The organism is Paenibacillus sp. SAFN-054 (genome assembly GCF_051966755.1).
Classification (GTDB): Bacteria; Bacillota; Bacilli; order Paenibacillales; family Paenibacillaceae; genus Paenibacillus_AQ.
Genome location: NZ_JBQCKS010000006.1, coordinates 79,265 through 94,175, shown reverse-complemented (window position 1 = coordinate 94,175; position 14,911 = coordinate 79,265). Strand labels below are relative to the sequence as shown.

Sequence of the window (14,911 nt, the reverse complement as noted above, 5' to 3'; positions counted from 1 at the left end):
AGGGGCGTAAATACGCAATATTTATTCTCATATTTGCTCATAAAAAAACCGGAAAACAGCGGCATATCCAGCCGTTTCCGGTATTGTAACCCGCGGCGCAGGCGCAGGAAATATACATTTTTTTAGGCATCGTTAACAATTTTTTAGTCGGCATCATAAAAATGGTTAGTCCGCATTCCGGCGCTTCTCTTTGAATTTGCCCGGCGTCGTATTCGTATACTGCTTGAAGACGCGGATGAAGCTTACATCGCTCGAATAACCCACCCGGACAGCGACTTCCTTAACGCTTAGCGAGGTGGTCGTGATCAGCTCAATGGCTTTTTCCACGCGCTTCTGGTTGATGAATTGGGCCAGTCCCTGATCGTAGGCGTCTTTGAACACTTTGGACAGGTAGGTATTCGTCACCCCAAGCTGTTCGCTGATGCTGTAAAGGCCCAGCATGGGATCCGCATATCCGGTCTCGATGATCTCGCGGGCGCGCTCGGCGAGACCCGCATGCTGCCTTGCGGATGGCTGCACCTGCGTGTCCTGAAGCAGACGAAGCACCTCGGCGGCGGAACGCCGCAGCTCGGCAAGGCTTTGGCTGCCGGACAACAGCCCGACGCAGGCATCGGCATCCAGCGTTTTATGGAGGAGGGCGCAGGCTTGAACCTCCTCTACGATCCGGTTCACGATGGCGTATTTTTTGCACCGGGCGAGGTAATCATGCTCATCCGGCATAACATACTGCTGGAACATCACGTCAGCCAGCTGCCGCGCCTCGTCGTAATGGTGCTCGTCCATATGCCGGGCGAATTCCTGCATGACGCGGTGCGCATAGTTTTCGAGGGGGACGGCATTGGCGGAAGCGGCATCGTATACGTACACGCCGCCGGGCTGCTCCTGATGGGCTTCAGCTGTCTTGCGGGCCTGATGGTAGCTTCGCGCGATATCGGAGAGCGTGTCATAGACACCTCCAAGCGCCGTAATGCATCCCGGGAGCTCAGCGAGCAAAGGCTGAAAATCGGCAGCCGTTCCCGCAAGCTCCCCGAGCGTGACCTCGCTTTCGATATTAAACAGCAGCACCAGGTCGCCCTGATACCCGGCCGATATGAAATACATATGTTCATGGGCTTCATGCAGCTTTTGCGTAAACTGCCGGAAGCGTTCGTCGATTTCTTCGGCATCCAGCTTCAGGTGAGGGCGGATCACCATCACTTCGAACCGGGGAGCCAGAAATTCCAGATCCAGCCGCTGCATGGTCGCGAAAATTTCGGAGCTGCTTCGCTCCTCGAAGCTCAGCACATGGGTGAGGAAAAGGCTCTCAATCCGGGAATGCTGCATCTCCAGACGCTTGCTGCTTTTGGCATTCTCCGTCAGGAAATGCTCGATTCTGCTTGCGATCAGGCCGTATTCGTCGATGGTTTTGGCCGGTGCTCCCGCTTCCGCTTCGCTTTCTCTTACTTTATTGACGATGTGAAGCAGGGGGCGGTGGTTTCTCTTGCTGATATAGAACGACAGATAAATGCCGATGACAAGGCAGCCGAGCAGCACGAGGTAAGCGATATTGCGTATTTTATTGGCAAGCGACAACAGATCGGTGCGGTCCACGACCGTAACGAAGCTCATGCCACCGATCGTGGAGTCGCGCTTTAAAATGTAGTAATTACGGTAGGATGTCAATGCCTTCCCTGCCAGCATGTCCGCAGGAATGGCCTTCAGCACGCCTTCGGCATCTTTGCCTGCAGCAGCGTAAACCTGTCCTTCCGCACCCAGCACAGCGGTAACGGCATTGGTGCCGGCTCCTTTGGTGCTGCCGAGGGTTTTCAGAATTTCGTCGCGGTTGATTTTGATGACGATGCTGGCCGTCGTTTTGGCAAAATCATTGTAGGGCAGCTGGCGGGAAAACATGAGCGCGTTTCCGTCAAAATAATAGTTTTTGTTCTTGGTTGAAATTTTGCCGACCCATTCGCCATAGCCCGTTTGGATGAGCCTGTTATGGAGCAGATAGTAATTTTTGGAGGAGAAGCTGCCGATATCGCCGATGACGTAATCAATGGTGGGATAATATACGTAGATGTCCTCGATATAACGGTTCGCCAGCTTGTAATTCCGCACCTGATTCCCGAATTGGTAGGAAAGCAGGCTGTTCATCTGCTCCTTGCTTTGGAGGCGGCTTAAGGCCAGATTGGCGGCGCTCAGCTCGATTTGCGAGGAAATGTTGTCGACTTCCTTCAGCCGGGTATCCACGCTTTCCTGCACCAGAGACGTCAGATGATAATTAAGCTCCGTGATTTCCTTGGTAAAGGAATTGACCATCCACGTGGTGAGAACGGTTACAACAAGAAGCAGGATGATGATCAAAACCAGGAGCGTGCGAATCCATATGCGTTGAGCCTTGCTCTTCATCATGTTCATCGGTCCACGATCTCCTTCAACCGTACTTGGGGGTTATTTCCGTAAAATGTATGTCCAGTATAGCAGACAACGCTTTTTTTGAAATGGAATATTGCAAATTCCGACGTGAAAAAAGAATCCCTTTCGCGCTTTTTGCGTGGAGGTCCTCGTAAGCTGGGTACATGTCCCTAGTAACAAAGCACCTTCAAATTTTTGTAATAAAATTTTATAGTATTTATCAATGTATGTAATAAAATTTTGAAATAAAAAGACAGTCTGACCGGCAAGTGAAACAAGCTGCAGCATGGGAGATCCAAAATTCTCGTTCGCCTTATTCTGAAAGGGCTTTCTTTCGGGCTCGTCAGAAGGCTGTATCGGCTGTCCAAATCAATGAAAACCAAAGAGGGAGGTCATCAAGGCATGATCAGAAAAAAGGGTAAGCGGATGTTTTCGTCCTTGTTCAGCGGCATGATGCTGCTGTCCATGATGCTGCCGGCGCAGCAGGCGCTGGCGGACGCGGGAGGCGGTTCTGCGGGGCAAGCCGGCGGGAGCGCGCAGGCTCCGGTCGTTCTGGAGGATTTCGAGAATGGGCTGGAGGCTTATATGCCCTCTTCCGGTGCCCAGTTTAAAAAGGTTGGAATCGGCATCGAAAAGGATCCGGCGCTGGTGAGGTTCGGCAGCGGTTCGCTGAAGCTGGAATACGATTTTACGGGCACGACCGGAACATCCGGCGCGTACCTGCAGACCACCGATGCATCGAAGAATCTGAAAGTACCCGGCTATCCGGAGAAAATCAGCATGTGGGTGTATGGCGACGGCAAAAAGCATTGGCTGCGGATGCAGCTGCTTGACGCCAAAGGCGCCGTGCCGCTGAATTTCGTCGACGAGAAGGTCGGGATCGACTGGACCGGCTGGCGCTATCTTGAGGCTGAGGTGCCGAAGGGACGCACGCTTCCGTTCTCGATCGACATGCCGGTACGGTATATGGAAACCTCGGGCGACAAAAAGGATGCCGGCGCAATCTACGTGGACCAAATCCGCGCGCTGTACGGTCCGAACACGGACGACGTGGAACCGCCGGTGCTGAGCAGGCTGACGCCGGCGGTAGGCGTTCCGGTTGCCAGCGGCACGCCGGTGATCTCGGTGCATGCCGAGGACGCCGGATATGATCCGGTGAAGCATCCCGAAGATACGCAGATCGATCCGGATTCGATCCGGATGAGCGTGGACGGGCAGCCGGTACAGCACACGCTGGCTGCCGCGGAAGGGCTGATCCAGTATCAGCCGGAAGCGCCGCTTTCGGACGGTCTGCATCGCGTAAACGTCTCGGTGAAGGATGCCGCAGGCAACCTTGCGGAACGCACCTGGTCGTTCACGGTCGCGGCGGGCGAGCCGAAGCTGACCTATCATGCCGAGGATGTCACGTATGCAGGCAATACGTATTCGCTGGACATCAAGGGCGTCAAGGCGGCGGAGATTGCCGGCGGCCGCATGGAGTTCATCTTCGATCCGGCAAAGGTGGAGAACCTGCGTTTTGTCAAAAGCGATAAGCTGAGCGGGGAGCAGGTTCAGGCTGAGGTCGACACGTCCCAAGGGACGGCAGTGGTCTCTCTGGACCAGTTGAATGCATCCAGCCTGTCGGATGAGGACGTGATCGGGCAGATCCTGTACGACATTAAAAAGGACGCGGCAGGCACCAATGAAATCCGCCTGAAGTCCGGCAGCATCAAGCTCGCCGGTTCGGATCGCAGCCTTGCCTTTTCCGGATATACGCTGCCATCGAGCATCCAGACGAGCTTATCCCTGACCTGGGACAAAAACGGGAACGTAGAGGAATACGAGACGGAGCTTCAAGTCAAGAATGTGGCAGGCAACCCGGTCCAGCATGCACAGGTGCTCGCGGATGGCCAAGTGATCGGCACGACCAACGAAGAGGGCAAGCTGACGACCCGCGCGCTCACTTCTTCGGTTCACACCGTCAAGCTGCAGGCCGGCAAGGAAGGCAAGTACTTCAGTCCGGTTCTTCCGTTCAAGGTGTCCCCGCTGTCGGGTACTCCGGTGCCGTACAGCATCAACGTCAGCATGGGAGCCGATCCGAAGGTTTCCCGAGGCTTTACATGGCAGACCGATCCGGGAACGGAAGCAACCGTCGTGGAAGTGGCAAAGCAATCCGGCTTCCGCAGCTTTGAACAGGCGGATGTCATCAAGGTAGAAGGTACAAGCGAGCTGTACCAAACGCTGGACCTGGGCACCGTACGCGTGCATAAGGCAATCGTAAACGGCCTGACGCCAGGGACAGCTTATGTATACCGGGTTGGCGACGGCCAAGGGCATTACAGTCCGCAGGGCAGCTTCCAAACCGCGCCGGAATCGGGGGAACGCACGAGCTTCGTGTATTTTGCGGACTCCCAGGCCAAGGACGTACCGGGCTTCCAGCTATGGGGGAATACCGTGAAGCAGGCGTTCAAGAATTCGCCGGATGCCGAGTTCATGATTCAGGTGGGCGACATGGTCGAGAAAGGGTTCAACGAGCAGGAATGGAAATGGTGGTTCAGCGAAGCGCAGGAAGCCATGCTGAATACGACGCTGGTTACGGCCATCGGCAACCATGAAGTGATGGGAACGACGCAAAGCAATGACTTCCTCCAGCACTTCAATCAACCGGGGAACGGTATTCCGGACCTGAAAGGAAGCAACTTCTCTTTTGATTACAAAAACATTCATTTCATCGTGCTGAACAGCGAATACGAGTATGAAGCGCAGCGGCAGTGGCTGGAGCAGGACATCGCTTCATCGGACCAAAAGTGGACGATCGCTATCTTCCACCGCGGTCCATACGGCAGCATTTATGATACCGAGGAAGTCAGACGCCTGTGGGCGCCAGTGCTGGAGAAGAACAACGTCGATCTCGTCCTGAACGGACATGATCATATGTACCTCCGCACCCACGCCATGATGGATAATCAAGTGGTGAAGGAAGGCGAAGGAACGACATATGTGGTGGGCGGCACCTCCGGCCCGAAATTTTATCCGCTCACGGAAAAATACTGGCAGCAGATAACGGATGAGGAGAAGACGCAAATGTACGCTTCTGTCGAAGTGGACGGGGATCAGCTGAAATTCACGGCCCGTACCGTTCAAGGCAGAGTTGTGGATCAGTTTACGCTGACGAAATAAATAAGGAGAAGATAATGAAGGTCAGACGAACAGGCTTTATCATATCTTACGCATCAGAAGCCGCCAAATTGGCGGCTTCTTTACTTTGTACCCGGTGCCTGGAACCTGTGTCCATACCGGAGCAAGATCAACATAAGCACCGATCATGAAGCTTCGATATTCTATCATATCCGAAACTCAAAATTACGTATAAAATGGTGATAACATCCAGTTATACAAACGGAAGCGAAAGAGCGCATTGAAAAAACAGAATTCAAATCTTCTAGGAGGCGGGTCATGGAAGAGAGGCAGAAGCAGTGGAAGCCAGTGCAGGGCAAGCTGATGACCAGGTGGGCCAAGAACGTGAACCCGGACAGCGTGCTTCCCGAGTATCCGCGGCCGCAGATGGTAAGGGAGCAATGGATGAATTTGAACGGGCTGTGGGACTATGCGATCCGTCCCATGGCGGAAGAGCCGAGAACCTATGATGGGCAGATTCTGGTGCCTTTTCCGGTAGAATCGGCGCTGTCAGGCGTGCAGAAGCCGCTTCGTCCGGACCAGCGGCTCTGGTACCGTCGCTCATTCCACATCCCCGGGGCGTGGCTGGAGCAGCGTCTCCTCCTGCATTTCGGCGCGGTGGACTGGCAGACGGAGGTATGGATCAACGGACAGCGGGCAGGTGAACATACCGGCGGCTACTGCCCTTTTACGTTCGATATCACGGATCTGGTGAACGACGGCTCGAACGAGCTCACGGTCATCGTCTGGGATCCGACCGAGACGCACGGGCAGGAACGCGGCAAGCAAACCCTGCAGCCGAAGGGCCTGTTCTATACGGCGGTGTCCGGCATCTGGCAGACCGTCTGGCTGGAGCCGGTTCCGGAGCATGGCATTCAATCGATAAGGCTGACGCCCGACATCGACCGCCAGGAGCTGCGTATCGAGATCAAGGCTGGCAGCGCGGGTACGGATGATACCCTCTATGAAGCAGCGGCCTATGAAAAGGGGATCCGCATGGCTTATGGCTGCTGCCGTTCCGGAGAGGTATTGAAGCTTCAACTGGAGAATCCGCGGCTATGGAGCCCGGAGGACCCCTTCTTATACGATTTGACGGTGCAGCGTCTCGAGAACGGAGAGAGCGTGGACACCGTGGAAAGCTATTTCGGCATGCGCTCGTTCAGCGTCGAGAAGGATCACTTGGGGGACAAGCGGCTGTGTCTGAATCACAAGCCCCTGTTCCAGCATGGCATTCTCGACCAGGGGTACTGGCCGGATGGCCTGTATACCGCACCGACGGACGAGGCGCTGGCCTATGACGTGGTTGTCACCAAACAGCTCGGTTTCAATATGACCCGCAAGCATATCAAAGTCGAGCCTGCCCGCTGGTATTATCACTGCGACCGGCTGGGCCTGATCGTCTGGCAGGACATGATCAACGGCGGGGGCGGGTGGAATCATCTGCACCATATCGTTTTGCCGAACTTTTTCGGAGCTTTTAAGGTCAAGGACAATCATTATAAGGTCATGGGACGCGAGGACCCGGCTAACCGGGAGCAGTACAGGGCGGAGCTCAAAGAAATGGTCGATGCGCTGTACAATGTCCCGAGCATCGGCATGTGGGTGCCGTTCAACGAAGCCTGGGGGCAGTTCGACGCGGCCGGGACGGCGGCCTGGCTTACAGCATACGATCCGACACGTCCGGTGGATCACGCCAGCGGCTGGCATGACCAGGAGGTCGGGGACATCAAGAGCGTACATATCTACTTCCGCAAGCTTCGCATGCCGAACCGCATCAAGGGCCGGGCCGTCGTCATTTCGGAATATGGCGGCTACAGCCTGCTCGAGAAGGGGCATGAATGGCAGGAGGGCAAGGAGGTCGGGTATAAGCGCTGCCGATCGCGTGAAGAGCTGACCGAAGCCTACGGCAGGCTGATCCGGACGCAGCTTGCGCCGCTCGTTGCCAAAGGCGTGTGCGCTGCCGTTTATACACAATTGACGGACGTCGAGACAGAGATCAACGGGCTTCTGACCTATGACCGTGAAGTCCTAAAGGTCGAGCCCGAGTGGATGAGAAAGCTGCATCTGGAGCTGCTGTCCAAGGGGTAACAAAAAAAAGCCCTGCATCATTTCATTCCAACATAGCCTTATATCTGCTATATTTATTATATTAAGAAAACATGTAATAAAACGTCCGTTTCTTAAATAATCTCGGATTGGAGGTGTTCTCCATTAAAGTTTTGCAGCTGACGATGGATGAAGCGATCGAAATAAGCAAAGTCATCGGGAATGAACACCGGATGAATATTTTGAAAATATTAAGCACGGGACCGCATAACGTTAACGAACTGTCAGAAAAGCTCGGGCTTCCCTTCTCGACGACGGCCGTGAACGTCAAGAAGCTGGAGGACGCGAACCTGATCATTACCGAGCTGGTTCCCGGACGGGGAACCCAGAAGGTGAATTCGAAGAACTATGACCGCATCGTCATCGATTTGTTCACGGACAGCACGGATAAGGAGAAGAACATGATTACCATCGACATGCCGATTGGCGAATACGTGGACTGCCAGGTAGAGCCCAGCTGCGGCCTGGTCAGCGAATCGGATTACATCGGCATGCAGGATGATCCCCGTTCGTTCTATGAGCCTGGACGGAGGGAGGCGCAGCTTCTCTATTTCCGGCACGGCTTTGTCGAATACCGTTACCCTAACCGCATTCCTTACGGGAAGAAGGCGACGGAGATCGAATTCAGCATGGAGATCTGCTCGGAGGCGCCGTATCACAAGCTGGACTGGCCCTCGGACATTACGCTCTGGATCAACGGGACGGAGATCGGGACCTGGACTTGTCCCGGGGATTTTGGAGGCCAGCGGGGCTTCAATACGCCGGAATGGTGGACGATCTACTTTACCCAATACGGCCTCCTGAAGCACTGGAAGGTCAATCAGAACGGGAGCTTTCTGGACGGCGTCCAAATTTCGGACGTGACGATCAGCGACTTGAATCTTCATGACAAGCCCTTCGTTTCCTTGCGGATCGGCGTCAAAGAGGATGCCTTCAACGCGGGAGGAATCAATCTGTTCGGCCCGAATTTCGGCAACTATGAGCAGGGGATCATCATGAATTTGCGTCACACCGAGTAAGGAAGCCGTCAATCCGATGGGTGGCTGAAATGGAAGACATGGCCTTGATCAAGGCGCATGTCTTTTTTTGTGCAGAGATCCGTGAGGAAGTTTTTGTTATGGTTTTTTATGTAACAATGAAATCAGCCCGAATGATGATAAAATCCCTGTTATAGCAACGTTTTTATTTGTGAAGCAAAGTACTTTCAGTTTTTATTACAAAAAATATTGATATAAAACATAAAATAGTGTTATATTGTTTTTGCAGTGGAAAACTTCACTTTTCAAGGGGGATTGAAGCGATGAAAAAAACGATGATTCAATTTGTAAGCGTCCTCATGATTCTTAGTCTGGTATTGGCCGGATGCTCCAAATCAGGGGATTCCAAGCCAAGTAATGAAAACGCTTCGAATTCGGAAGGCAAGTCCGGCGGCAAAACCGTAGAGCTCAATTATTGGGTGCCGTTCAGCGGCTCGGACGGCGAGTTCATGGAGGATATGGTGAATTCCTTCAACGAATCGCAAAGCGAGATCAAGGTCAAGTTCATGAACAACAACTGGGATAACTACTATCCGAAGCTTTTGTCCTCCCTGCAGGCGAAATCGGCTCCGGATGTGGCGGTTGCCCACGTATCCCATCTGGCGGAGCTGGCTCCGACGGGAATGCTCGAGCCGCTGGATGACCTGGCGAAGGATGCGGGCCTCGACTGGTCCACGTTCGGAAAAAACCAGGAGGATGCCATCATCCGTGACGGCAAGCATTATGCGGTACCTTTGGATACCCACGCGGTCGTCATGTATTACAACAAGAAGTTCCTTGGCGATGCCGGCCTCTTGAACGAGGACGGAACCATCAAGATGGAACCGGGCGCCGAAGGCTTCACGAAAATGCTGGAAACCTTGAAAGCCAAGCTGCCTGGCGACGTATCTCCGATGATCATCGGAAGCAACAACGTGTTTACGTACTGGATCTGGTATGCACTCGTGCAGCAGCAGGGCGGAACGTATTTCAAGGACGGCAAGCCGACGATCGATACGCCCGAGGGCAAAAAAGCGATGGAGCTTCTGAAGTCCTGGCTGGATAAAGGCCTCATGCTTCCGGACATCGGAGACAACAGCTACGATATCTTCAAAACATCCAAAGCAGCCGTAACCTTCACCGGTGTATGGGCTACAGGCAATTTCGAGAAGGAACAATCGCTTGAATTCGCTGCCGTGCCGTTCCCGCAGCTCTTCGACCAGCCTGCCGCATGGGGCGATTCGCATACGCTGATCGTACCGAAGCAGGATGACAAGGATAAAGAGGTCGCAGCCGTGAAGTTCGCGAACTGGCTTGCAGAGCATGGCGCCATGTGGGCAAAAGCAGGCCATGTGCCTTCCAAACCATCCGTGGTGGAATCCGAAGAATACAAGGCGATGCCTTACCGCGCCGGATACGCGGACGTGATGAAAATCGTGAAGTACATGCCGGATACGCCGAAGCTGAGCGCCGTGAACGACGCGGTTCTCGAGTCCCTGGTACAAATCAACTATGGTCAAAAAACGATTGAAGAAGGCCTGAAGGAAGCGCAAGAGAAAGCTGACAAATTAATGAGCAGATAGGAAATGGAGGCGATGCGGGGACAAAGATAGAATTACAGCCCCGCATCCTCTTTATTTACAAGAGAGCAGATCGTATGTCCGCCATCTGCATATATAGGTGTTTGTAAAGGAGTGAGACGAGTGAAGCAGCACAAAAGCCATGCCTACAAAAATTACCTGGCCGCTTTGGCTTTTTTGGCCCCTTTCATGGTGATTTATTTATGGTTCTGGATTTATCCGATCATTAAAGGATTTATGACAAGCCTGTCCAAGGGCAGCATGGGCGGGGAGAAGACGTTTGCAGGCCTCGACAATTACAGCTACATGATGTCAGACGACAAGTTCTGGAGCTCGCTGTGGAACACGTTGTATTTTATTCTCATCTCAACGCCATCCATCGTCGTTGTGGGCCTTGTGCTGGCGCTGATCGTTAATATGAAGCTGAAAGGCACCACATTTCTGCGCACCGCCTTTTTCATGCCCTATATGCTGTCGGTTTCCGTAATCGGAAGCATCTGGGTATTCATTCTGCAATCCAGAACCGGCTTCATTGCGGAGACGCTGGGCTCGATGGGCATTACCATGGGCGTATCCTTCTTCGGGAGCTGGGGAATGGGATGGCTCTCCATCCTGATCGCCACGCTGTGGTGGACCGCTGGCTTCAACATGATCCTGTTTCTGGCAGGCCTTCAGGAAATTCCGGATGACCTGTACGAAGCGGCGGACATTGACGGAGCGGGCGCATGGAATAAATTCCGCTTCATTACCATGCCATCCTTGAAGGGAGTGACGGCGCTGGTAGTCATTCTCCAGACGATCTCCTCCTTTAAGCTGTTTGGCCAAACCTGGCTTATTACGAAAGGCGGACCGGGAACATCGACGACGCCTCTCGTTCATTATATTTATCAAATCGCGTTCAAGCAGTGGGATACCGGGTATGCGGCTGCCGTGTCATTCGTGCTGTTCCTGATCATTGCCCTGATTTCCTTGATCCAATACAAACTGCTCATGAGCAAAAGCTAAGGAAGAGGTGAGAGAACATGACTACGATTAAACGTTGGACGAATCCCCGGATATGGGCCTATGCCTTCGGATATTTGTTTGCCGTGATGATGATTGCCCCGCTGCTCTGGATGCTCATATCCGCCTTTAAGCAGCCGGGCTCCACCGTCACCATCCTGGGCAAGCTGTTTGGCCCTCCTTTCACCTTTGAAAGCTTTGCGAAAGTGCTGAAGCCGGACGGGACGGCCATGATGTGGAGATGGACGCTGAACAGCGTCATCGTCGGTGTGATCCAGACGGCGATTACGGTTCTGTTCAGCTCATGGGCGGCATTCGCCGTATCCCGCATTCCTTTTAAAGGGAAGACGTTTGTTTTTGCGCTGATTCTTGCCGGTATGATGGTACCGGTGGAGTCCATCGTGGTTCCGCTGTTCCAGATGGTTACGGATATGGGCTGGAGCAACAGCTACAATGCGCTCATCTGGCCGGGCATGATGCTTCCACTGGCCTTCCTGATCCTGAAGCAGTTTATCGATCAGCTGCCGAACGAGCTGCTGGAGGCGGCCAAAATCGACGGAGCGGGCATCTTCAGAATCTGGGCGCGAATCATTTTCCCGCTGTCCAGCAGTTCTATGGCTGCCGTCAGCATTTTCATTTTCATTCAATCATGGAATAACCTGCTGTGGCCGATGCTGGTAGCGCAGGATACGGCCATGATGACGCTGCCGGTCGGCATTCCAACCTTCCAAAGTATTTTTGCGACGGATTTGGCGGTGCCGATGGCGTCGAACGTGCTGGCAAGCATCCCGGCACTGCTCGTATTCCTATTTTTCCAAAAGCATATTATTAAAGGCATTTCGATGACGGGCATTAAATAGTGGAGGAGAACATGAGAGAACAACTGGGATTGAACGGAACATGGCAGTTCAGGATTGACCGCAAGGATGAAGGGGAACGCGCGCGTTGGTACGATAGCAGCCTGACGGAGTCGCGGCAGGTCGAGGTTCCTCATATTTGGCAGCGCGAAGAGGAGTTCGTGCATTACTGCGGAACGGCTTGGTACGAAAAAGAGTTCGAGGTTGCTCTGCACCAACCGGGGCAGAAGGCATATCTATGCTTTGGCGCCGTGGACTTTCAGGCCAGGGTCTGGCTGAACGGCAAATTTATCGGCGAGCATGAAGGCGGTTTTACGCCATTCGAATTCGAGGTTTCAACGAGTTTGGAGCAGGGGCGGACGAACCGCTTGACGGTAAGGGTATACGATCCGCAGGATAACGCGGAAATTCCGATCGGCAAGCAGGGCAGCTGGTATACTCGCATCAGCGGGATTTGGCAGGAGGTCCGTCTCGAATACCGTCCGGACAGCTTCATCCAGCAGGTGCATGTGGTGCCGGATATCGACAGCGGCATAGCCCGGACCAAGGTGACGATGAACGGAGGCATGCTTCCGGGCGCGGCGCTGACTTTTGCGGTTACGGGGCATCTGCATCCAAAGACGCTGGTGACCGAATCCATGGCCGCCGCGGAAGACGGATGGCTTCAGCATGAAATCCCGATTCCGGATGCGCAGCTGTGGTCGCCGCAGGCCCCCCATCTGTATGACCTGAAGGTCCAGCTTAGAGATGCTGCGGGGAATGTAATCGACGAGTATTGCACGTATTTCGGCATGAGAACAATAGAGTTTAAAGACGGCCAGCTGCTGCTGAATCACCAGCCGCTGTTCGTGCGCGGGGCGCTGGATCAGGCCTTCTACCCGGATACGATCTACACGGCTCCTTCGGATGAATGGATCAAGACGGAAATCCAGCGCGCGAAGGACATGGGCTTTAACCTGCTGCGCAAGCATATCAAGGTAGAAATCCCGCGCTATCTGTATTGGGCGGATCGGATGGGCATGCTGATCTGGGCGGAGCCGCCGAACGTCGTGAAATGGTCCGAACAGAGCAGACGCCGGTTCAGCGACGAGCTGCGCGCTATGATTGACCGAGACTTCAACCATCCATCCATTCTCATCTGGTCGCTGTATAACGAAGAGTGGGGACTGGAATGGGATTTGGCGAATGACAAGGCCAAGCAGGAACATGTAAAAGCGATGTACCAGGATATCAAAACCATGGACCCGACCCGGCTGATTTGCGACAATTCCGGCTGGATTCACGTGAAGACGGATATTAACGATTATCACCGCTATTTTGTCCTGCCGGAACAGACGGAAGAATGGAAAGCCGACCTTGACGACTACATGGCCGGAGATCCGGAGGCAAATTATGTGAAAGGCTATGCCCCGCAGGGCGAACCGATCATTATCTCCGAATTCGGCGTGTGGGGGCTGCCAAGCGTCGCGAAGCTGCTGGAATACTACAAGGGAGAACCGTCCTGGTTCGCCAATCTGGGCGATGACACCCATCGCGAGGACTTCAAGAAACCGCTGACGGCATACGAAAACTTCGAGAAATATCAGCTGCAGCGCATCTTCGGCAATCTGGAGAACCTGTCTCTGCATTCCCAGCGGCGGATGTACCGAGCCGTGAAGTCGCTCATTGAGGAAATGCGGAAACGTCCGCAGATTAACGGCTATGTCGTAACCGAATTTACGGATATCGAATGGGAAACGAATGGCTGGATGGATTACACGCGTAACCTGAAGCTCGGCATGGAGCATGCCGCCGACTTCAACGGCGGGCTCGTGATTATGGCGGACCGCGTCAAGCGGAATTTGTGGTGCGGGGAAAGCCAGTCATGGGACATCCTGATCTCCAACCATGATCAGCGGATCCTGAACGGCGAGGTCCGGTGGGAAATCCCGGGAACGGACTTGTCCGGCGTCATTCCGCTGCGGGAAGGAAACCGGACCTTTGCGGCGCTGCTCGGCGCGATTCAATTCCAGGTGCCGAAGGTAAAGGAGTCCGGATTCTACACGCTGAAGCTGTCGATTGTGCTGGATGAAGAGCTCGCAGCGGTGAATGAGGAAGAACTGACGATCTCGCCACGGCCGGCGTCCGCCGGCGTCCGTGTCTGCGCCTACCGGATGGATTCGGAATTCCAATCCCGTCTGGCGGACGGAGGCATGGTGATGACCGATGAGCTGCATGCGGCGGAAGCGGTGGTCACTTCGGTTCTCGACGAGCAGGTGCTCGAATACTATCGCGGCGGCGGGCATGTCGTCTTCCTGGCAGAGGATGGCGATCAGCTGTCGGAGAAAGGCCAGTTTACGTTCCGTGAACTGGTGCGCGGCGAAAGCTGGGACCGCACATCTTCCTTTAATTATGTCGATCCCGAATACTTCCAGGGCGTGCCGCTCCATCATGAGATGGGCTGGGAAATGGAAGGGCTGTACCCGGATTACATCGTGCCGTTCAGCAACTACAACAAGCTGGGCGGTACAATCGGCCGTGTCGTCTATATGTTCGGCAATGAGGGCGTCACGGAGACAAGTGAAATCGTCTCGGGATATTTCCAAGGCTGGATCGGGCAGGCGGGCGGCTCGCTGCTCGTGCAGAAGAGCGAACAAGGCAGCCTGATATTAACGACCTGGAAGCTGAAGACCAGTTATGGAATTCATCCGATCGCTACACAGCTGGTGAATGCGTTACTGCTGAAATGCCGGAAGTAACGGGGAAGTGAAGCAGATAAGAAAGAAGAGGGCGAAAGCCCTCTTCTTTTTGTTGGGCAGGT

Annotated in this window: 8 protein-coding genes; 7 read left to right on the top strand and 1 reads right to left on the bottom strand. The window is 54.0% G+C overall.

All coding sequences use genetic code 11. The features are described from left to right. Positions 1 to 165 precede the first annotated feature (165 nt). Entirely contained in the window at positions 166 to 2,397 is a 2,232-nt protein-coding gene (locus ACTHPM_RS23450) for a helix-turn-helix domain-containing protein (protein ID WP_440397518.1), read from the bottom strand. Between the two features lie 399 nt (positions 2,398 to 2,796). Here ACTHPM_RS23450 and ACTHPM_RS23445 point away from each other — a divergent pair, with 399 nt between their 5' ends. The 7 genes from ACTHPM_RS23445 to ACTHPM_RS23415 all read left to right on the top strand — a co-directional run bounded on the left by ACTHPM_RS23445 (position 2,797) and on the right by ACTHPM_RS23415 (position 14,849). Beyond that, positions 2,797 to 5,553, top strand: coding sequence for a fibronectin type III domain-containing protein (locus ACTHPM_RS23445; RefSeq protein WP_440397519.1), 2,757 nt, complete (start codon positions 2,797 to 2,799; stop codon positions 5,551 to 5,553). A 276-nt stretch (positions 5,554 to 5,829) separates the two neighbouring features. Next, positions 5,830 to 7,638, top strand: coding sequence for a glycoside hydrolase family 2 protein (locus tag ACTHPM_RS23440; RefSeq protein WP_440397520.1), 1,809 nt, complete (start codon positions 5,830 to 5,832; stop codon positions 7,636 to 7,638). A gap of 131 nt (positions 7,639 to 7,769) precedes the next feature. After that, positions 7,770 to 8,675: an ArsR/SmtB family transcription factor gene (locus ACTHPM_RS23435; protein WP_440397521.1), complete on the top strand. Its 906-nt coding sequence runs from the start codon at positions 7,770 to 7,772 to the stop codon at positions 8,673 to 8,675. Positions 8,676 to 8,956: 281 nt separating this feature from the next. After that, positions 8,957 to 10,255, top strand: coding sequence for an ABC transporter substrate-binding protein (locus ACTHPM_RS23430; RefSeq protein ID WP_440397522.1), 1,299 nt, complete (start codon positions 8,957 to 8,959; stop codon positions 10,253 to 10,255). Between the two features lie 120 nt (positions 10,256 to 10,375). Then, on the top strand, positions 10,376 to 11,257 hold the full coding sequence (locus ACTHPM_RS23425) for a carbohydrate ABC transporter permease (RefSeq protein WP_440397523.1): 882 nt from the start codon (positions 10,376 to 10,378) through the stop codon (positions 11,255 to 11,257). A 17-nt stretch (positions 11,258 to 11,274) separates the two neighbouring features. Then, complete coding sequence (locus tag ACTHPM_RS23420) at positions 11,275 to 12,114, top strand: carbohydrate ABC transporter permease (RefSeq protein WP_440397524.1); 840 nt, start codon at positions 11,275 to 11,277, stop codon at positions 12,112 to 12,114. 11 nt (positions 12,115 to 12,125) lie between these two features. Further along, positions 12,126 to 14,849 (top strand): glycoside hydrolase family 2 protein, encoded by a 2,724-nt coding sequence (locus ACTHPM_RS23415; protein WP_440397525.1) that lies wholly within the window; start codon positions 12,126 to 12,128, stop codon positions 14,847 to 14,849. Positions 14,850 to 14,911: the final 62 nt, after the last annotated feature.

Bases quoted from the DNA above. Each gene is read 5' to 3' on its own strand.
- ACTHPM_RS23420 (WP_440397524.1), top strand. From the start codon at position 11,275: ATGACTACGATTAAACGTTGGACGAATCCCCGGATATGGGCCTATGCC.
- ACTHPM_RS23445 (WP_440397519.1), top strand. From the start codon at position 2,797: ATGATCAGAAAAAAGGGTAAGCGGATGTTTTCGTCCTTGTTCAGCGGC.
- ACTHPM_RS23440 (WP_440397520.1), top strand. From the start codon at position 5,830: ATGGAAGAGAGGCAGAAGCAGTGGAAGCCAGTGCAGGGCAAGCTGATG.
- ACTHPM_RS23430 (WP_440397522.1), top strand. From the start codon at position 8,957: ATGAAAAAAACGATGATTCAATTTGTAAGCGTCCTCATGATTCTTAGT.
- ACTHPM_RS23415 (WP_440397525.1), top strand. From the start codon at position 12,126: ATGAGAGAACAACTGGGATTGAACGGAACATGGCAGTTCAGGATTGAC.
- ACTHPM_RS23450 (WP_440397518.1), bottom strand. From the start codon at position 2,397: ATGAACATGATGAAGAGCAAGGCTCAACGCATATGGATTCGCACGCTC.